Source organism: Paenibacillus sp. J45TS6 (assembly GCF_018403285.1).
GTDB lineage: Bacteria > Bacillota > Bacilli > Paenibacillales > Paenibacillaceae > Paenibacillus.
The window spans coordinates 39,179-59,807 of the sequence record NZ_BOSJ01000023.1 but is presented as its reverse complement, the minus strand read 5'-3'; the positions used below and the strand labels follow the sequence as shown (position 1 = coordinate 59,807).

General features: G+C 35.5%; 16 protein-coding genes, 1 rRNA gene and 1 pseudogene. 2 read left to right on the top strand and 16 right to left on the bottom strand.

What is annotated here, in order from left to right:
• The 8 genes from KJS58_RS22405 to KJS58_RS22370 all read right to left on the bottom strand — a co-directional run.
• A 16S ribosomal RNA gene (locus tag KJS58_RS22405) occupies window positions 1-67 on the bottom strand; the annotation flags it as partial.
• 578 nt (window positions 68-645) lie between these two features.
• Window positions 646-1,377 carry a hypothetical protein gene (locus KJS58_RS22400; protein ID WP_025785303.1) on the bottom strand — a complete coding sequence of 244 codons (732 nt, stop codon included), beginning with the start codon at window positions 1,375-1,377 and terminating at the stop codon, window positions 646-648.
• Window positions 1,370-3,217: a site-specific integrase gene (locus tag KJS58_RS22395; protein ID WP_025785302.1), complete on the bottom strand. Its 1,848-nt coding sequence runs from the start codon at window positions 3,215-3,217 to the stop codon at window positions 1,370-1,372. The genes KJS58_RS22400 and KJS58_RS22395 overlap by 8 nt, the downstream gene beginning before the upstream one ends.
• Window positions 3,218-3,222: 5 nt before the next feature.
• A complete protein-coding gene (locus tag KJS58_RS22390; RefSeq protein ID WP_025785301.1) occupies window positions 3,223-5,853 on the bottom strand; it encodes a helix-turn-helix domain-containing protein in 2,631 nt (876 codons plus the stop codon).
• Entirely contained in the window at window positions 5,831-7,186 is a 1,356-nt protein-coding gene (locus tag KJS58_RS22385; protein ID WP_025785300.1) for a hypothetical protein, read from the bottom strand. The genes KJS58_RS22390 and KJS58_RS22385 overlap by 23 nt, the downstream gene beginning before the upstream one ends.
• Before the next feature lie 388 nt (window positions 7,187-7,574).
• A complete protein-coding gene (locus KJS58_RS22380; protein ID WP_025785299.1) occupies window positions 7,575-8,483 on the bottom strand; it encodes an Mph(B) family macrolide 2'-phosphotransferase in 909 nt (302 codons plus the stop codon).
• Window positions 8,484-8,494: 11 nt separating this feature from the next.
• Window positions 8,495-9,358, bottom strand: a complete 864-nt coding sequence (mle, locus tag KJS58_RS22375) for an alpha/beta fold macrolide esterase (protein ID WP_025785298.1) — start codon at window positions 9,356-9,358, stop codon at window positions 8,495-8,497.
• Between the two features lie 43 nt (window positions 9,359-9,401).
• Window positions 9,402-10,010, bottom strand: a complete 609-nt coding sequence (locus KJS58_RS22370; protein WP_025785297.1) for a TetR/AcrR family transcriptional regulator — start codon at window positions 10,008-10,010, stop codon at window positions 9,402-9,404.
• Between the two features lie 503 nt (window positions 10,011-10,513).
• Between KJS58_RS22370 and KJS58_RS22365 the strand changes: the two genes are divergently transcribed.
• Together KJS58_RS22365 and KJS58_RS22360 are read left to right on the top strand one after the other, a co-directional pair.
• Window positions 10,514-11,260: an ABC transporter ATP-binding protein gene (locus KJS58_RS22365; RefSeq protein WP_025785296.1), complete on the top strand. Its 747-nt coding sequence runs from the start codon at window positions 10,514-10,516 to the stop codon at window positions 11,258-11,260.
• Window positions 11,257-12,564, top strand: coding sequence for an ABC transporter permease (locus KJS58_RS22360; protein ID WP_025785295.1), 1,308 nt, complete (start codon window positions 11,257-11,259; stop codon window positions 12,562-12,564). Before KJS58_RS22365 ends, KJS58_RS22360 begins: the two co-directional genes overlap by 4 nt.
• Window positions 12,565-12,594: 30 nt before the next feature.
• Here KJS58_RS22360 and KJS58_RS22355 read toward each other — a convergent pair whose 3' ends face one another.
• The 8 genes and pseudogenes from KJS58_RS22355 to KJS58_RS22320 all read right to left on the bottom strand — a co-directional run bounded on the left by KJS58_RS22355 (window position 12,595) and on the right by KJS58_RS22320 (window position 20,625).
• Window positions 12,595-12,978 carry an ATP-binding protein gene (locus KJS58_RS22355; protein WP_025785294.1) on the bottom strand — a complete coding sequence of 128 codons (384 nt, stop codon included), beginning with the start codon at window positions 12,976-12,978 and terminating at the stop codon, window positions 12,595-12,597.
• 44 nt (window positions 12,979-13,022) lie between these two features.
• Window positions 13,023-13,826: a lincosamide nucleotidyltransferase Lnu(G) gene (gene lnu(G), locus KJS58_RS22350; protein WP_025785293.1), complete on the bottom strand. Its 804-nt coding sequence runs from the start codon at window positions 13,824-13,826 to the stop codon at window positions 13,023-13,025.
• A 476-nt stretch (window positions 13,827-14,302) separates the two neighbouring features.
• The gene (locus KJS58_RS22345) at window positions 14,303-15,016 is read right to left on the bottom strand and encodes an MBL fold metallo-hydrolase (RefSeq protein ID WP_213535662.1); all 714 of its coding nucleotides are present in this window, start codon (window positions 15,014-15,016) and stop codon (window positions 14,303-14,305) included.
• Entirely contained in the window at window positions 15,013-15,654 is a 642-nt protein-coding gene (locus KJS58_RS22340; RefSeq protein ID WP_213535661.1) for a TetR/AcrR family transcriptional regulator, read from the bottom strand. The genes KJS58_RS22345 and KJS58_RS22340 overlap by 4 nt, the downstream gene beginning before the upstream one ends.
• A 314-nt stretch (window positions 15,655-15,968) precedes the next feature.
• Entirely contained in the window at window positions 15,969-16,901 is a 933-nt protein-coding gene (locus KJS58_RS22335) for a hypothetical protein (RefSeq protein WP_213535660.1), read from the bottom strand.
• A 237-nt stretch (window positions 16,902-17,138) separates the two neighbouring features.
• Window positions 17,139-19,217, bottom strand: a pseudogene (locus KJS58_RS22330) (alpha-amylase family glycosyl hydrolase); the annotation flags it as partial.
• A 211-nt stretch (window positions 19,218-19,428) separates the two neighbouring features.
• Window positions 19,429-19,785: a prenylated flavin chaperone LpdD gene (gene lpdD / locus KJS58_RS22325; protein ID WP_213535658.1), complete on the bottom strand. Its 357-nt coding sequence runs from the start codon at window positions 19,783-19,785 to the stop codon at window positions 19,429-19,431.
• A 183-nt stretch (window positions 19,786-19,968) separates the two neighbouring features.
• On the bottom strand, window positions 19,969-20,625 hold the full coding sequence (locus KJS58_RS22320) for a nitroreductase family protein (protein WP_249717801.1): 657 nt from the start codon (window positions 20,623-20,625) through the stop codon (window positions 19,969-19,971).
• Window positions 20,626-20,629 lie beyond the last annotated feature (4 nt).

The window sequence follows — 20,629 nt, the reverse complement described above, 5'->3', positions numbered from 1 at the left end:
GCTCGACTTGCATGTATTAGGCACGCCGCCAGCGTTCGTCCTGAGCCAGGATCAAACTCTCCAATAAAGTTATTGAAAAGAGCGATAAGCTCATTTAGAAAATGCTGACGAGAACTTAAAGTTCTCTATTCAATTTGTTATGACCAACAAATTGAATTTATATTAATTCACTCACGAGTTTTACTCGCGTAAAACTCCTCGTTGTTCAGTTTTCAAAGATCAATCTCGCTAACAACTCTCGTCGTCAGCAACTTTTATATCATATCATTTCCGGTTCAGAGTGTCAAGCTTTTTTTAGAAGTTTCATTCAACTTCGTTAAGTTGCTTGGTTATTCAGCGTGTTGCTTACTGGCTAACTTCTTGGCCGGAATTAGAATATACCATGCTGATATTAATTATGCAAGTCTTTTTTAATAAAAAGTTAATAACCATTTTTTGATAATTGTTTGAAGAAAACAAGGCATCAAATATAATCTATTTCTTCTAAAGCTTCTATAGTAAGTTCTTTATAAAAATCCGCTAGAATCAGTTTTTCTGACAGAATTAATACGTATCCCAATTTTAGGTCAATCTCCTTTTCTACACGTTTTCATTGGTATAAGTCTTGTTCGACTTTTTCATAAAGTCGAACAAGACTTATGGTTTTTAATAATCATAATCATCTTCCTCCAAAACATCACTTTTGGGTTGGAACTTAACGACATTATTTGTCTGATCGTCTATAGTAAAATTACCTATCTCTAAACGTTTGCTGAACTCGTCAATGTATGCAGCAGGATTTCCGAAAGTTTCAGACAATGCATAATTCACTATATCTGATTTCGTACTACCCCTTTTCATTACTTTATTTAATTCTTTTTCAGATCCTATAATATTGTAGAATAGCCCGTCCAATAAAGACTGTTGATTGCTGTTTTTTTGTTCTAATATTTGAATTCGTTCATCCTTTTTTACAATCTGTTCTGATAGGCTTCGGGAATTACTTTGAAGCTTATTAATTTTATTGACAAGCCTATCTAACAAATCATTATAAGGAAGGAGATATTTAATTAACGATTCTTTATCTCCATAATTCTTTTCTATCACATCAAGGATGTCAAAAACGTCTAAGTCCTCTGTTTCGGATAAGGGTATGGTTCTTTTTTTTACTAAATTGTATTCGTCTACTAAATGTTTTCCTTTTGTTTTCCACCACGTATATCCAGGATAAAAATCAACTTGGCCATTATCATACTGCGATTTAACGAAATCATAGATGTCTTTATATGTGATTTTAGATTTGATATTATGGTTTTCATCATATTCAACAATCAGTTTCCTCAATGAAGTCTCTTTTTCTATATCATCCAAAATGCCTTTAGTACCGATTTTATTCATTATCTGAAACCCCTAACATAGACCGTAATTTTGCAATCCGTTTAATATCTAATTGAATTTCCTTTGACGTTGAAGATAAGTCTCGTTTTGTATTATTATTGACGTTTTCTGTGTTATCGAATTGCAGATCAAATAGCGACTGTATAAACTTGATTTTCCCTCTTGTTTCTTCATAAAGTAAATTCAAGTCAAAAGCAATTTGATTTCTTTTTTCTTCTAGTTCTTGATTGGAAATAGACCAATGTTTACAAAAATAACAACCTCTATGTTTCCAATTGAAACTAGGACAGGGCATAGTTTTGTCCATACAAGAGCCTAAATCTAATTTTAAATATTCCTTTTCCTCCACATTCTTGTTTATGTAATTTTTTTTGCTTTGATTCTCAAAAATATCTTGGGATTTTGGATGTAAAAGTGAAATTTCATTGTCATTAAAAGTTGAATTTATTGGTCTATACTGATTGAATTCCTTCTCCATTTTCTGTATTTCAATGTCCATCCAGTTTTCCATATGATTGAAATAGCTATATTGTATATCCTCTGTAATATGTCCTGCCAATCGCTGAATCTCAACCTTGTCATATCCCTGCATCATCATATTAATAATTGCGATGTGTCTTAAATCGCCAAGGTTAATCATTGTATCTATACTACCGATTGCTGAATCAGATATAAATGCCTCTTTTGATCTTGTTGAGTAATTTCTCCGGTAATGCTTATTTATAGAAATAATATTGATTTTATATTTCTCGTGTACTATTTCTTTGAAAAAACTTGCTATTGTATTATTGAAATTATGATAGTTAAACAAAGAATTATCATCATATGTTTTTTTATCATCGCTGAAATAATGACGATAAACCTTATGTGAAATTAAATAATTCGATAGTCCATACTGTTCCGAGCGTATTAAATAGTTTTGAAAAAGGTCGTACAATTCTTGAGGGATAGGTAACGTGTCGTATTCAATGTCTGTTCGATGTGTACTAATTCGATCGTACTTCATTCTTGGAAAGGTGATGAAATAATTTCCATCCTTTAATGAAAAACAATTTCTTTTAATGTGACAAAACTCAATTACCCTCATAGGGATAATAGTTGTTAGATTCCACCATAAAACAAGAGGAAAATATTTAAGTAATTTTTCACTATCGTTTTTTACCGCTTCTTCGTACCAACTGTCTAGACATTGTTTTATGGTTAAAATATCTTTGAAAGACGGCAACTTTCTGTAGTTTTTTTCCAATTTGATTTTCGCTTTATGTTCGTTTAAATCATTTATGAAATATACAAATTCATCTCGATTATAAAATTCTAAAAAATTGACAAGATCCGATATAAATCTATACATAACATTGTTAGACACTTTTTTGACGTTATATTGATTTTTTGAACCTCTACGGATAAGATTGCTTTCCTGAATCATTTCCAATAATTCACTATGTTCCCTAAGACCCTTTGTAGATAGAAAAGCAGTAACAAGGTTTAAAAGCCTAGCCTTTGTAACCGTTATAGAGCTTTCATTAAGTTTTTTGGCCATCCAACATTTCACTGCGATAAATAATTCCTCTTTATTTTCAGTTGTACCAAATTTTAAAGAGTGGGAAATCATCGTGTAATCAAAAACCACGTTACTTCGCGTGAACTCTTCATTAAAAATCCATTTACTATCTTCAAAATTTACACTAACTTTTTTAACTCTATAATCATGAAAGCTTTCTAAAGACTTCTTTGCCTCTTCTACATTCTTGCTAATATCAAACCCAGCACCTCTTATATCCCCTGGATTAATACTGCTGAAATCAAGCATTAATGATCCTACATTCCTTTTGCTTGCCACACACGTCACCCCCCTAGTATTCCTGAAGTTCTAAAACTCTTTAGTCCTTTTGTTGATAAATCTAGACCTAAGTTCTTTATTCGCTCGGTATTTCCTTCTACAAATCCATCTACAACCTCTCTGCCAAATCTACTTCTTGCTTGATCAACAACGTTATGCAGTAGAAAAAACTGGTTTGCAAGCTTCTGTTTTTCTCCGATGGTTGCACTATCAAACTCTTTTGCTATTTTTTCCATCATAAAGATATAATTGTCCATTATATTTTCTAGCGCATACACATTAATCATTGATGCTGCACAAGTATCACACGATGGTCTTTCACCGTATTCATTCTCATATTTACATTCAGCATAGATACATTGATGGTATCTCTGTTTTGAAGGAAGCGATCCTGTTAGGGATTGGTAAAAAAGGGCACGAAGTCCTTCCATATCAAACTCTGCGAGGTATTTTAATACATGCTCCCTTTCTGTTGTGATTCTGTTAATTAATCCTGCGGTCGCTTCAATTTTAAAAACATCACCGAATTGCTTATTTACCTCTAACATTCTTTCCGTTTCGATACTTTTGTTTGTTTCAGTGCCAAAAAGTATATTCGTTAAGGTTTGTGTTACAAATCCAAATTGATTTCTTTCAAACAATTCATCCACAAGATTCTTCACTTGTTCGTTAGATAGCTTAATATAATGGTTAATGGTTGTTTGATCTTGCAAGTGGCTTCTTGATACTTGTGATTCTTTTAACCCTTTCCCCATATGTCTAAGCACTGACCAGATTAGAGTGTTAAGAGTTCTATTCATCTTTCTGTTTTCAAATTTAAATCCATTAGTAAACTCTGAAAAGAAATCTTTATGTGGATTATATTTTTTCACTAAATGACCTGATAAATCTATTAAGGTAGAACTACTATCCAATGTTGCTCTTCTACGAAACTCACAAATACTTATCGCAGTTGCAAAAGCAACTTTGAGTGGCTCACCAATAGTAAATATTCCTTCAGCACTTACATCTGTTTTATTTATTTTTGTTACATACCTGCTAATTTGATAAATGATATTGTTTGCATCCTCCACCGAAGGATCATTTCTCTTTAACCACTCCAAGTTTTCAATTGAGGTAGTTGATAGATCAATTCTTGGAATTTGTGATAGTACGGTACTATGTCTCCAATTATTTGTTAATTGAACTAGAATATATAACCAGCAACTGTCGTATCGTTTATACTTTGTATAATTCATGCTTTGGATTAACTCAGTAACATCTTGTATTGCTTTCTCTTTATGAAATCCTACACGATTGGTATATTTGTATAGCTCATGATATTCCTCTAAAGAATAAATATCCGTGGCTACTTCCTTAATTCTTTTAAAGGTTCTTGGGTCATTTAATTCATCTACGCTATACGGTAAAGGTAATCCTTCCATAGTAAAAGTTTCAAGCATTTGTTTTAAGAAATAATAGAAATCCCCTTGATAACTTCTTCTAATATTAGGTGTATCGTTAAGAAATTTACTATTGATTTCTTTTCCAGAATAGGAGTATATTTCTTTATTAAAAGTAGTGAATATTATTTCCGTACATCTGGCAAATTGATTAGTTAGAAATGTAATTCTATTCTTATCAGACATCCTAGTCCTAAGAAGGTATTTTTCAACATACTGATACCATAATAATTTTGTGTTTTGCTGAGTTTTTGTAAATTTAATATTTAACACTTGCTCAACTTTGAAAAGAAAATCTTCAAAAGGATCTTCTATCGACATAGAATTCATATCCAAATAAAGCTTATAATCCGCCCATAGATTATCAATTTCGTTTTTTTCATAGAGTTTCATTTGAACACCAAAGTGTGAGATTAATAGCAGTGGGGGATCAACTTTTGTTACCTTTATTCGAACCTTATCTTCTCCGCCTTTTATATATTGCGCAAAAGCATTACTATATTTCGCTTGAATTTGCTTCGCTGTGTAATAATTGTTGCTATATTTTTCAATAAGCCTTGCTTGTTCAGAAAACAATTCGAATACGTGCTCTTTTTCAAAAAGCATTCTGTCTCCATATTTATCTGACACGAATAACAACTTTTCTTTAATTAACCTTTGAGTAGTCGCATAAGAACAATTTAATTTTTTCATAACCTCATCAAGTGACAAATAGTTGTGTTGATTTTTATATTTTTCGAAAGTATGAGTTCTCCACCCCCATTGTCCCTTGCCTGCCACTGTGTTTATTATCTCAGTTAGTTCTTGTGCTATTTCTATTGAAACAAAAACATCTAAATTTCCACCAAGTATAATTTCAGTTGGGTTTAGTTTTTTATAATATTTGTGAATTGTAGCGTCGCTAACAACTTTTTTTAGTTTTGCCTTGAGAGATGCCTTTGGTACATAATTTCTAAAAAAACGTTTTACATCTTCTTTCAAATATAAGTTTTTAATATTTTTATCATATTTTTCAACGTAATATTTTTCTCTGAATTCGACCTTTGAAATCTTACATTCAGCTGGTAATTTTGATATGGATTCTTCTAATTTGTAAATAAAATAGTAATTATTGGGCTTCTTATTAAACTTCTCTTCGGCTATCTCGTAGATTGTCATGTAATCGTTAAAGTTAATTTCTAAGTCCTGACCCAAATTCTTGAACCTCCTTCCACATTTTATTATTTATTGGCATATTTAAGTTTGCTATATTACTAGATTGATCTGGAGAGAGTAAGCCTAAAGCCTTTCGAATATTATAAGTGGCAGTTATAATATCAAAATATGACTCCATTGATTGAGTAGATCTATCACCTCGTAATACGGCCGTCTGTTTTTCATTAAATCCAGCATCTAAACACATGTTTGTAAATACTCCTCTCCCTATATGAGAGCGCCACTTTGTTTGAGAGAAGTCTAAATAATCCTGATATCTACCTTCTGTACCTAATAACATCCCTAAATAAGCATTCTTTAATTTTAAAAAGCGCTTATCATACGTGTCGGCAGACATTGAATTTCCTTCCGTATTATAAAACAATGCATTAGGCTGTTTAGGTCCTTTCACCTTTTTAAGTACCACTTCCATATGATTTTTATATAGATAATTTAAAATTGGATCAATAAGACATGATTGGTCTCTTGGATTTTTCACCTGCATTGTTGAAACATCCTCAAACCTATTAAATAAATCAAGTTGACGATCCCTGACAAGTATCACTAATCCTTCAACACCATAATCTTGCCCATTTTGCGACTTTAAAGCTGTTCTAGTCAGGTTTACGACTTCACCTTTACGTAACCCTCCAAAAATTTGTAAAGCCACTCCAAATGCTATATCAGGTACTTCATGCTTTGCTACGTAAAGTATCTCTCGAATATATTGCAAACGAATAAAGATTCTGTTCTCGTTAGATTCATGATTTTGAGGAACTAAATCTTTTCTTTTAATCTTCTCACGTAAAAGAGTTTCATCTGTCTTCTTGTAGGTAAAGTCTATTTTATAGACTTTTCTGATTTCTTTTCCTGTTCTTACTGAAACTAACTTGAATCTGGGCTTATGCTTTAATACTTTTTCATCCCATAAGTACTTATAAAACTTGGATAAAAAGTTCTCTTTCATTTCTAAAGTGCTATTCTTATTTGATTTTTCATCTACACAATATTGTAAATAAGCATTAGCATGACACTCTTGTAAGTCAACCAATCCTTTGATTGCAGTATAATTTAACGCTTCTTGATTCACTTTATCTAATACAAAGTTCAAGAAGGGAACAATAATTTGCGCCACAGTTAATTCAGTATTTACTGAACCCGAGTTTCTATGGTATTTCTTATACAAAAAATGGCTTATGGGATGAGGGAAAACTTCTTTTGTTTCTCTATCCTCTAGACCAATAATAAATGAAGGTGTACTTACAATTTCTCCACCTTGTTTTCTATTGTATTTTATCGCCTTCCAGACGAATCGATATTTTGCATTATACATTTTATCCCCTCCTCCAAACCTTTAAACCGAACGTTTATTCTTGTTTTTAGTTTGGACGATTTCTGTTTAAAAGTCAATCAAATTCGGGTTTAAAATAATATTTATTCAAAGAGAACTCACTTTTTAATTTAAACACAAAGAACCTGTTTTAAAAAAGGCTAATTTAAAACAGGTTCTCTCTTCACCAAATGCTATAGGATTTTTATAAAGCGATTAATCATTTCTTCCGCCTAAGATTAGATAATGATTAATTCTAACATCTAATTGAACTAATGCACCCTTTAGTTAAAGAGTAATCCTTCACAATCTCTCTTACTGCTATACAAGCGATTTTTACTTATGTGGAAACCGAATTATGTGGGAACGTGTCAACGAAGGCATCAACCACCTACGAACTTATCACTCCCAATGCTTCCTTTGCCATATGTTCATATTCCTCGATGCCTGACACTAATGCAAACTCAGCAATTGAAACTGGGTATGCTGCGTCAAGTTCAATAATATGCTCTTTCATCTTAGGCCAGTAATACCCACCAGCTTCTTTATAAGCAAGAATTAGGGCATCTAACCCTTCTTCACCAAAAGCTTTAAAGTTGAAAATAAAGTCATTCGAAATGTCTGTAACTTTAGCTTCAGTCCAGTCGATTAATCCGGTCACATTAGCATCTTTATCAATCATGGTATGTCCGGCATGTATATCTCCATGAATCAGACCAGTTTTCTTAGGCCACATATCGTCATCATTCACCCATGTTTGCCATCTGTTCCATAGATTCTCACCTACACCAAACTTTGCTCTTACCGCATCCATACGCTGCTTCATTGACATTCTTGCTTCTTCTGGTGTGTGTACTACTAAGTCAAGTTCCACGGCTTTATCACTCGGTATGCTATGAATCTCTGCTAACACTCTTCCAAGAGACTTGTGAAAAGATTCTGGAACATTGTTAATATCTATTTCCCAAACATAGTTCCCTATATTATGATCTATAGTTCCTGCTGGTACGCCATCTAGCTTCTTGTAAGCTATTAGCTCATCTGAGTAAATAATCCAATTTGGCGCCTGAAAAGATTTTCCATACTTATTAACCAAATCTAATGCTTGTTTTTCTACCTTTGTTCTAGGCATAACATCTTCCCGCCTAGGCAATCTAAGAACCCACTCCGTACCACTTTCATCTTGGGCAAATACAACTTGAAAATCCAGTCCGGATTCATTAAACTGTATTGTTTCTTCCTTTAAAATTAGATTATGTTTTTTAGCTATTTCCATAACTTGTTTCATTTCTTTACCCATTCAAATCACTCCTATCTAATTTTTAAAAATTTCGGTAATAAATTTGCTGCATGCTTTGATATAGAATTAATAATTTCATCCCAATCATTATAGTTAAGCTCATGTCCAGAACCATCTAAGGTAACTAATACAGCATTTGGTATAATCTTAGAGAGATGAACTCCATGCTCGTATGGAATAATAGGGTCTTCTATTCCGTGAATTACCAATGTAGGAGCGTTTATTTCAGCAGTTCTTGATAAATATGAACCCCATCCCCTTATAATTCCGTGATTATCCCTACTCTGTAAATTACTAGCCCTATCAAATTCTTCTTCATTCAGTCTTCTTATTTTTTCTTCATCAAATATATGTTTAGAGCCTATAAGAACTTTGCTTTTTTTAATAAAGCACTCTATCACTTCATCTTTGTTTTGCCAATTTTTGATTTTAAGCTCACCTAAAGCTTCTGTTACTTTACTATCCTTTTTAGGAAGGCTAGGGTCAAAATTTGATGTCATAACCAATGAAATAGTAAGCACCCTGCTTGGGTGTTTAAGAGCTACTATCTGCGTAATAATCCCTCCCATAGACATACCGACTATATGAGCCTTATCAACCTTATACGCATCTAGTACCTGAATTGCATCATCAGCCAAGTCCTCAAAAGTATACTCTGGATGGCCATACTCGTAAGTAATTGATTTACCTACATCCCTATTGTCATAGCGTATAACATGAAACCCTTGATCGCTTAATCTCTTACAAAACTCTTCCTCCCACCAAATCATTGATGTAGTAGCTCCCATAATTAACAAGATAGTTGGATTATTAATATCTCCAAAACTCTCAGTACAGATATGAACATCATTAAAACGAATTATTTTTTCTGTCATGAATTATCACCTTTTTTAGTACTTTCATCTGATTAATACTTACCTAGACCAAATAAGACCGAGTAATTCGATCAGCAACAGCTTCGAATAATAACTCCCTAATCATTTCATAATTGTATTCCAGTAAATCTCCCTTTTGTGAGCCTATTAATAAAGCTGCTCTTAAAACGCCAGCAATTACGCTTGGTTCTTCGTCGATAATCTCCTTAGAATCTTGACGTGACCTGATAAAGTCCATAAGAGGGGTGATACTTCTAAGATTCTCTGATCCAACATACTCTGGATTTAGCTTTCTTGATACAAGCTTGTACTCCTCGAGATCGTAAATCAGCCTTTGAGTTAAAATCTTATTTTCTAGCTCCAAAGCCATCTCATCTAAGTATATTTTTATAGCTGAACGTATATCCTCAGCAGCTAAAACCTTTGGCCAAACCTGATTTTCAATTTGCTCTCCCTCATGTGATAACAACTCCATATATAGCATTTCTTTTGATTGGAAAAATACATAAAAAGTACTCTTCGCAATGCCAACAGACGAAGTTATATCCTCAAGGGAAGTACTCTTAAAACCCTTTTCAACGAAAAAACGATATGCCACTTCAAATAATTCTTTTTTAATCCTTTCTTTTTCTAATTGTGTGAATTTAGCCATAGTCCTAAACCTTCTCTTATAAAAACATAAAAACAAGTTTTTCATTTGTTTTTATGTTAGCATAATGTGCATTAAGAAATCAAGGCATACTTAATTTGATTATTCTCATACAGTAAAGTAATGGAATAATATTTTCAGTAAGCTTCATCAACTAAACTGCCCCTATAGCGAAATGGTGCTCTCCTTTATTCAAGATAAGCACCTGTTACTTCAATAACCCCCCTTCGTTATTTATATTAACTCCAAAAAGTCAGTCGTGACCAATAAAAGATAATAATATAAATCATGGTTGTAAAAATAAAATCATATCCACAGTCCTCTCATGATGGTTATAACATATTTTAATAAGATAACGATTATTTTAGTAATTCTAATCTTCCAACCGAGAGTTCTACTATGCAATTTTTTATTTGTGACAGATTTGTCATGTTGCATTATATTACATCGATGGTTGGTAATCCTATTCAGAGGTATAGTATTGACATTGAAAGGGGACTAAGCAAATGAATACAATTATTCAAACGAAAAACTTATCTAAATCATACGGAAAGACTCAGGTCTTAAAAAATATAGATTTAGCTGTTGAAGAAGGTGAGTTTACCGCAATTATGGGTCCATCTGGATCAGGAAAAACAACATTAATGAATACATTATCCACGATTGACACATTTAATGGCGGGAACATTTGGATTGAAGGGACCTCGCTATTGGAAGTAAAAAAGAAATCATTACGTGAATTTCGTCAAAAGCGGATGGGGTTTATTTTTCAAGACTATAACCTACTAGATACGTTGACAGTAAAGGAAAATATTCTTTTGCCACTCTCATTACAAAAGACACATGTTGAGGAAATGGAGAAACGACTATCCAATATCATTCAACCGCTAAACATTGAATCGATCTTAAATCATTATCCATCTGAAATATCTGGCAGGCAGAAACAGCGTACTGCTTCGGCACGTGCTATTATTACTAACCCAGCGATTGTCTTTGCTGATGAACCTACAGGTGCACTTGACTCTCGCTCTGCAACACAGCTACTGGAACAAATTGAATCACTTAATCAAACATTTAAAACAACGATAATGATGATTACACATGACCCCTATGCTGCAAGTTACTGCCAACGTGTCATTTTTCTACGAGACGGTAAGATTGTAAATGAGCTGTTCAAAGGAGAACAAACCCAAAAGGAATTTTTTGATCGCATCCTCACCTTTCAGAGCACTCTAGGGGGAAATCGCAGATGAAATTATTGGATTTATCGTGGCGCAATGTCAGACGGAATTTTAGAATTTACTCCATCTATCTTATTTCGATGATTATTGGAGTAGTTATTCAATATACTTTTTCATCTTTAATCTTTAATGAGGATGTTTTAGCTGCATTAGAAAATGAAGAAAATTTTCAGGTAGGGCTTATAGCAGCATCCATTGTGGTGTTTTTATTTATTATTTTTTTCATACTCTACGCTAATACATTTTTTATGAACCAACGTAAAAAGGAATTTGATTACGCTGTTCAACTCGATGGGAGTACTAAAAATTTCCCAAATGATATTGCTTTCGAATCTCAGGATGAACATATTCAGCATCAAATTGAAACATTGATTCATGAATCAAACCACCCAGTTATCACTCATGAAACGATTGAAGGGATCTTAGTAAATCCCGTTACAAACAGAGATGTTGCCTTTGAACAATCGGATTATCTCACAGAAGATATCCTTTTATTTTCAGAGACCCAATTTAACGATATAGTTGCCTTACGCGGTGATGACCAGGAAGTTAACCTGCATGGCCAAGAGGCTATTGTTCTTTCAAAAATAGATACACCCAAACAGTTCACACAGGATGATCAATCAGAATTCACAGTAAAAGTAGGAGATGAGTCTACTTTTCACCTTATAGAAAGAAAAGACTATGCACTACTTGGCCCTGCCAGTAATTTGAGTAACACCAATGTTTTTCTTCATCTTGCTATATTCATTATCTCGGATGAAGCGTATGCCACTATACAAAATAGTCAGAATACCCAAATGTATGAACTATACCAAATTGAAAATGCTAAAGATGCGTCAGCTTTATCAGCACAAATACAAGCGATTGTTTCGCAATCACCTGATATCTATTATTCAGCTTTTGCGGACGGCTATGCTATTCAAGCTGAATCTTCAGCATTATTACTGTTTACAGCAGCTTTTCTTGCCGTCATCGCTGTATTTGCTTTAGGAAGCATTATATATTTCAAACAATTACGTGAAGCAACAGACGAACAAAAACAATATGCTATCCTGCGTAAAATTGGTGTTAGTAACACTGAAATGAAAAAAGTCATCCGTAAGAAACTGCTTTTTGTCTTCTTGCCTCCACTTATACTGGGAATGCTGCATAGCTTGTTTATTATGAATTACTCTATATTCGAGGAAGTGAGAGACTTCCCACAGCTCACTTCTATCATGTGGGCAATACTAATTATTTATTTTGTTATCTATTTCTTGTTTTACGTGTCGTCAACCAATCTTTACTATAAGATTGTTAATCAACAAAAGTGATAAAAATAAAGCAATGACTGATATTATTAGTCATTGCTTTTCCTTATTCATAAACAAAAAAGGATCATCATCTTTTGGAAAATGGATAATATATTCTGTGTAGGAACTAACTTCAGATGTACAAGTAATATAGTGACCAAGTTTATTGGATAATTGTTGTGCTAAATATAGGCCCATCCCTGTTGATTTAGAGTATGTTCGCCCCGTTTCACCTGTAAATCCTCGGTTAAATATTCTTGGTAGCTCTTGTGGTGTAATTCCGATCCCATTATCTCGGATGATGAGTTGTTTTTCTTGTGGGGTTTCATTGGTACTTTGGAATCCAAGTATATCTATATAAAACCATTTCGACTTCTCAATGTACTTAACTGAAAACTCTGGAATTAAAGAGTTGAATTTTATTCTCTCACTCACCTTCCTTTTTGTATTAAGCACCCGATAGCACAATAAGTTTTTTTCTATTCATTCATATAATGTAACAGTTTTTCGAAAAAATCATTGCTAACGGTTAACTGATACTGTTTTTCAACAAGATTTCGAAATTCCATAACGAGAAGCAAAGAGTTCTTATAGGCTTCATATAGTTCTAATTCATTTAATCGGGCAGTAGTCTTTTTAAACTTTTCATAGTTTTCAGGACTAATTTCTTTTTCAAGATTCTTTGTCATATTAAACCAATTATCGGCATTTTCTTCCGCAATTCGAATGAGTTGCAGTATATTTTTTTGTAATTGAGATAAAATTTCCAGTGAACGTGCATATTCCCCTCTTTTAAGAACATTAATCCCCATTAACCATAGGTTGGAAAAATTATTCAATAAAAAATTTACGTTTTCTTCTGTAAGTCTATTTGGTCCCGAACCTTCCAACCCTGATAAATACAATTCTAATTGTCCTGTTTCATCATAAATAAACATTGCTTTTGTGTCAGGAATGTAGCCTGATTCTTTGAATGAAGGAATAATATTCATTTCGCTTTCGGAAAGGAAATGAAATTCACCACGTATTAGATTTTCAAAAATTACTACTTCCGTACCGTACTCATTTTGATAGAGTAAATGGTAGGAAGCGACTTCATTTAGCCATTTTGCTGAATCAAAGGTGGAAATTGTATCATCTTTCAGAAAAACATAATATTCTATATCAGAGTATTGATCTCCCTCTCCTTTTGTAAAAGACCCATACATCATACAAGCAGATATTCGTTCATCTGACTGGACAAGTTCCTTAACCCTTGCCATTAGTTCTTTTTGTTTTAACAATTCGATTCCTTCTTTCTTTATTTTGATTCTGGGAGAATAATAAAAAATCCTCCCATATAATGTTGGAAGGATTAGTCATGTCACTCTTTACGATACTCAAATAAAACTAAGTAGCCTTTTTAGCTATTCAGTCTTACATTTATTTAGTATATGAAAAAATGGGCAAACTAATCCTAAGTTTTTAAACTGAAATATACTATTTCAATTGTTAAAAATTAGATTAGTTCTTCATTGTCCACCCATCTCTCCTTTCGATTAATAGTATATTAACACTTCATAGTTCAAAGTACAAGTTGTTGTGAAGAAATACACTTAAACTATCCTGCCCGTTTAGCTTAAGTACATTTTTTCACAAACCCAAGAAAAATCTTTAACTTTATACCTATTATTCCTTTTTTATTCGACTTTTCCTTTCATATAGTCGAACATTTATATGTCCTATTCCTTCTTGGCAAACAAGGTGTTAGAATGTTTTTTCAAGTCAAGAACCTACTTTGAACAATATTATCCATATAAAGACTAGACCATTCCTCTACATAGGAAGCAATCTGTTTCGCAGGATCAAAGACGGGACCACTGTGACATACTTCTAATCTAACCGGCTTTAGCTTTTCAACGATACGACTGCTTTGGACCGCTTCATGCATATCACCCGTAAACATCTTCATCGGTCGTGTTAGTTTCCCTTTTTTGGATGTAAATAAATCACCTGCAAGCAGGACCTGATCCTGTTCATGAAAATATACAACATGACCTGGAGAATGACCCGGTGCTAAGTAAGTTTGCAGCGCTCCAAAGGAAGGAAGCTGACCATCTTCTTCTATATAAAAGGGACGGACTACATCTTTAGGCAAAGTCTGCTCTGCCTTTTTTCTTCTTGGGTAGGGCAAGTCGCCTTCCAGGTAAGGAATTTCTATTGGATGTGCATATACAGGTGCCTTCGTGCTCTCCACTATTTTTAAGACAGATCCTACATGATCCGAATGACCATGCGTTAAAAGAATTTGCTGTATAGGACCTTTATCTAATTTCTTTACAAAAGCGAGTATGTCTTTAGCCATCCTGCCTATACCCGCATCCACTAAGGTAACGCCACTTCCCTCCTGATTGGCAACAATCCATACACGGCACTCAAAGAACATCCAGCTTTTCAATGTCCAAATATGATCTGAGATTTGTTCAATCTTCATGATCCACTCTTCCCTTCTCTTATTTTCTCATCAAATCCGAGCAGCAGCGTCTCAAACGCTAAGTTAAATGTCCCTTCTAGACGTTCATATAATTCTTCCATACTTTCTTTAGAGTACACATAGGTGGAGATGATTCCATGGAGCATATAATAGTAAATCCGGGTGAAGGTGAGGACTCTTTCGTCCCCTTTGTGTAAAGAGAAGTTTTGCTGAATTGCTGTCTCAAGCATTTGGAAAAGATGATTGCGAAGTTCTGTAAGTGGGATTGCTGACTCTTTAAGGTCCACCCGCTCTGCATTAGCACCAAAAAAGATTGCATGCATGTTCCGATGCTGTAAGCAAAAAACGATAAACAGAGTGCTCAACTGAATGATTCGTTCCTTCGGCAGAATATGTTGATCATCAAGTACATCCTGCATCCTTTCTTTCAGTACGGAAAGTGGTGGTAAAGATAACGCATGGAGTAATGCTTCTTTGTCATTAAAATAAATATAGATCGTAGTGTGAGAACATCCTGCCGTTTTTGCGATTTCACGCATCGTTACAGAATCATATCCTCTTTCTGAAAACAAGGTAGCTGCTGCCGCTAAAATAGCCTGTTTTGTTTCCTCTGATCGTTGGGCTTGACTCCTTGCCATGAAGATGAATCCTCCTCTTTTTATAACCATAGGTTAGTAACCAGTGGTTATATTGTAATATATTGGATAGTTGGTTGTATATAGAAAAATAAAAAAAAACAAGCAAATCGAGTATTACACCCCCTGCTTGTTCTCGTAATTCACGATCTGTAATTCACTATCTGTAATTCACGATCGCCTTTTAGATAAGCTATTGCTTTCCAAGATGGACAGACCCGTAGAAGTGATCCGCTCATTTGGTTCGTTTGGTTCGTTTGAATCGTTTAGTTTGTTTGGTTCATTTGCATTAGCAACCATGCTTATTTAGGTAATATTTATTCCTCTTCAATGATGTGATCTCCCCCAACGATAACAAACGTTGTCAACTCTTCTTTCTCAATCGGCCTAAACGGCTCCATCTGATCTCTTAATCGCACAGCCTCATCATCAAACCCATGATTATCCAAAAAACGTTCTACAATGAGCAGTGACGGATGATCCGCTTGAGCTCCTACATCACGTGCAATCGCAAGGGCAGATGGAAGGCTGGCTTTCTCTAAAAATGCTTGAACAGAAGATTCATCTCTACTCTCGATCTGTTCTAACCATTGCTTCTCATCGTCTGACGCTGTACCGAACTTATCAGGCAAAACAACATGGAGGGATTCCCTAGTTAGAATACAAGCCTGTTTTCTCCGTTCTTCTTGTATAGCACGTATATATTCATAAGGGTGGTCAATAACAGGAAGTTCAAAGGTAGTACGCAGCATTTCTTTTACTTCTTCTGCATACTGTTTCTCTTCCGGTGTATCACCATAAGGACTCTCTTCTTCTTCACACTTCCATTCAGCAACTCGCTTCAGATAAGCAGCTTCAGTCTCGAAATCGTTATAAAATAATTCACTGTTATCCAAATGGATACTAAGAAAGTCACGAAAATTACGAGCGATGAGCTTATTCGTATGTCCAAAAGACATGGGGCTGATGCAAACAATGGGGGCCTCGTCCAAAGTGTCTACCGTACCGAAATCAGTGAGAAACCCGTAATGAATTCCATCACAGCCATTTGATCCAAACACAACCACATCACACGGAGTACAGTAGTAGCGAAACCCTTCAACTTCTAGCATTAAACCAATTGTTGAATCTAAAACCTTCATATTCCCCTTTATTTCATGCCAATGATCCAGCTCCATTAGACGTTTTAGATCACTCGGAATCTCATATTTACCAAAGTTCATTCTAATCGCTTCATCTTGTTCCTTCATATTATGGCACCCTCCATTAAGACTGTTGTATCTAACAATACGGGAAGAGTGCCATGTTATCCTGCATTACCCATAATCTCAAAAAGATGATATAACCTAATCAATGGCTATATAACTGAACCAATTTCATATAACCCTTAGTTGATTTTATTAAGAGTTATGGATCAAAATAGGCTTATTTTTTTCTATATAGTTACGTACGAATTTATCATTCTATTGAGTTATAAAATTAATTCCCTACCTGCGCTCTCTGAGAACAATCGCGGTTAGAGGTTCAAGAATGATCCCTTTATCTATCCATTGCAAGCCTTTTGGATCCTTCAAATTATGAATGTCTGCTCTTGTCTGATCGACAATAACATCAAATTCGGAATAATCTTTCGTTAGTCTAAGCCTTCTTGGCTTATCATCCGCATTGACAAAGACATGATAAGACTCACTAAGGTCGCTGGAAGCACAGGTGTATGCAATCACTACATCTTCCTTAGCAATATCAAGAGAAGTAATGAGGGTTACATTTTGATCAATAAGAGAATGATCTCCTAATCGAAATGCATCGGATGACTTACGAAGCTGAATAAGGCCCTTCATATGTTCACGGGTTATATGATTTACTGGGTATCTTGTACGATCCGTCGCTTTTACCCAGTCAAACCGGTTAATTGCATCCGATGAATCACAGGAATCATGGATAAAATAACCCACTACCTCGCCTTTGCTATCAGTAAGTTCGTTATACTTATCCTCTGGCTGACCTGCAGCTTCCCATTGCTTCGTCCGCCCATATTCCTGTCCACCATGTATAAACACGGTCCCTTGTGAGGTCAACAGCAGCACGTTTCCGATTCGAATACGCCGGTGAATTTCTGCATCGTGTTCAGCTATCTTTGGATCTTTATGAATCGAGATAGCAATCACATCATAGAGGGTTAGATTGTCATGAGCTTCGATATACTGCACGACATCTCCTGGGCTGTCGGCCGGAAAATTAGATGGCTGTGCCTTTATATTTTGGAAGATCAACTCTACGTTTCTAGCTCCTCCTGTCAGAAAATGAGGTTCTCCCTCAGATCCAAAACCCGACTTGAGCTCGTTACGCATCTCATCTGAGAACACACCTACATTATCGGTTTTATCCATCCAGTCTTGATCTGCTGCCATTCCTTTTAGAGACACATCATGCTTGTCCCCTGCAAAAGTCCGCCATCCTTCACCAATAAACAGCGGGCTTGGATGGATTCGGGCAGCTTCATTGTACGCCTTTTGTACGGCAGGATAAGTTGCATCCCCCATCATATCCCAGCGCATTCCATCAATTTTATACTCGTTAAACCAGTATTTGACCGAATCAACGAGCAGTTTCTCTGCCATAGCGCGGTCTGTAGCAAGATTGTTGCCAAAAGCTCCAATAAATTCTCCATCTGCATCTTGCCAAGCATAATACCCAGGTACGATATTATTCAGGAAGTCCACAATGGCCATATGCGTATAAACTACATCTAAAATCACACCCATCCCTGCCTGATGAATCGCATGAATCAGTGTTTTCAGCTCTTTGATGCGAAGAATCGGATCTGCTGGATTTTCGGAATAAGCTCCAGTGGGTGAAAAATATTGTTGAGGATCATAGCCCCAGTTATACTCATTGTTTATAGCAGAATGATGGAGTTCCCTCTCCCCCATTTTGGTCTCGTCACCATAATACCAAGCCATCACGGGCAGCAATTGTACATGTGTCACTCCAAGAGATCGAATATAATCAAGCTTATCTATAAAAGCTTTATATGTACCCCATCTTGCTGACAGTTCACCTTTTATGGCTGGATCAGAGGTGAAATCTCGTACATGAATCTCCCATATTATCGCGTCTTCCCTTTTCTTAAACCCTTCTATATGTGCAAAGTCAAAGTGATCAGGAGCCGTATCTACGAGATTTACGATCGCTGCTTTTCCTATTTTGTCGCCATCACTCCCTGCTTCTCCTGAAGTATTAACCCTTGATGGAGCCATAGATTTGGCATAAGGGTCCAGCACTTTTCGAGCAATCCCTTCATTTGTTACTTCGTACTGATAAAAATACCCGCATAGATCATCTGTACCGAGCTGTGAAGGCAATAGATGAATAGCCCACACCCCGTGATCTTCTCTAACTAGAGGAAACTGACCTACAAGCCGGGTATCATCATTTTTATCGTATAAGAAAACAGTAACTGCTTCTGCAAGCGGGGTCCATAGTTTTAACGTGACACTACCTGAATGGTAAGTCGCCCCTAAATCTTCCCCGCGATATGCGTACATCTGATCGAACACTTTCCACTCACTTGGTTTACGTACTACGTCTGCTTTCGCATCTTGATACAACAGATCTTTTTTCCCCATGTGTTTTAATTCCTCCGCTGGATAACTTGTGAACTAGCCCTATTTATTTAATTCATTATTCCCTAAAATCAACTTACTAGAATCGAAATTGATTCACTAAGAACTATTAAGTCAAAAGTGGAGAGTAAAAACATACGGAATTAGGAATTCATACTTTTTTATAGTTTGTACTTAGTTTCTGTATCAATTCATCTCCTAACTGAACCGCCAGTTCTGTTAAAAGCGGGATCTCTTCTTTTGTAATCTGGTCGAGATGGGCACCGCAGCAAATCGCAAAGTTACCACGAAACGATTTTCGCAGCCGTACAGCAACTTCTTCTGTAATATAAAATTCCTTATGCGTTTGTAGTTGAATCGTTTGAAGAGGTTCTAGACGAGCTCCCGCTGTAATGGTACCGAGGTGCGGACGATCTCCGCCCGTAATAAGTACGACTACATCCTCACCCATAAAAAGTGCCCGTAACTGTAAATGAATTCGTCCCGATTTTTTTTCGAGTTCAATCATTAATAACTCACTCCTATCTCTCTCATCTTATCTATCTAAAATGAGCCTACCTGGATAAAGATATGTATTCTGCTATAGAAATCACAAAAAAGCAGCACTCTAGGAAACAGAGCACTGCCTTACACCTGATATCTGATATCTAATCTCTAATACCTAATCACCTATCAAAAGAAATCTACTCTCCTATTGTTTCCCTATCTCCAGAATACTTTCACTTAGCGTGCGTCGGCCCGTTGGCTTCTCCTTATCGTGAAACTTTTCATCGAGCTGATCGATAGTACCTTTATAGCCCAGTGCAACAACTGCATGCGGTTCAATATATTCAGGCAGTCCAAGAACTTCACTTGATTTTACACGATTAAATCCACCAATTGCTCGTGTAGAAAGGCCTAGGAGATTCGCTTGTATGGATAAATAACCCCAGGCTGTTCCTGCATCAAACTTATGGGCACTGTTGATTTCTCCGCTTTCATCTCGCCTTTTATCCGACGCAATCAAGATAAGTACTGGTGCTTTATCCGTCCAAAGACGGTTCCCTGGCAGTATAAATTGCTGAAATAAATTATGCTCTTCTTCTGTTTGTGCCAAGACAAACCGCCATGGCTGAAGATTACTGGATGAAGGCGCCCATCTAGCAGCTTCCAATACGGTGTATAGAGTCTCGCTTGATACGGGTTTATCTGCAAAAGATCGGGAAGACCAGCGTTCGATAAATAGAGGATCTACTGGGTATTCTGCATTTCGATACACCGAGATGTCTTCCGAGACTCGTTTCGTAAGTACTTCACTTTGTTCCTTATCCCCCTGATTTGTCTGCAGTCCCGTTTCCTTTGTGCTCACTATA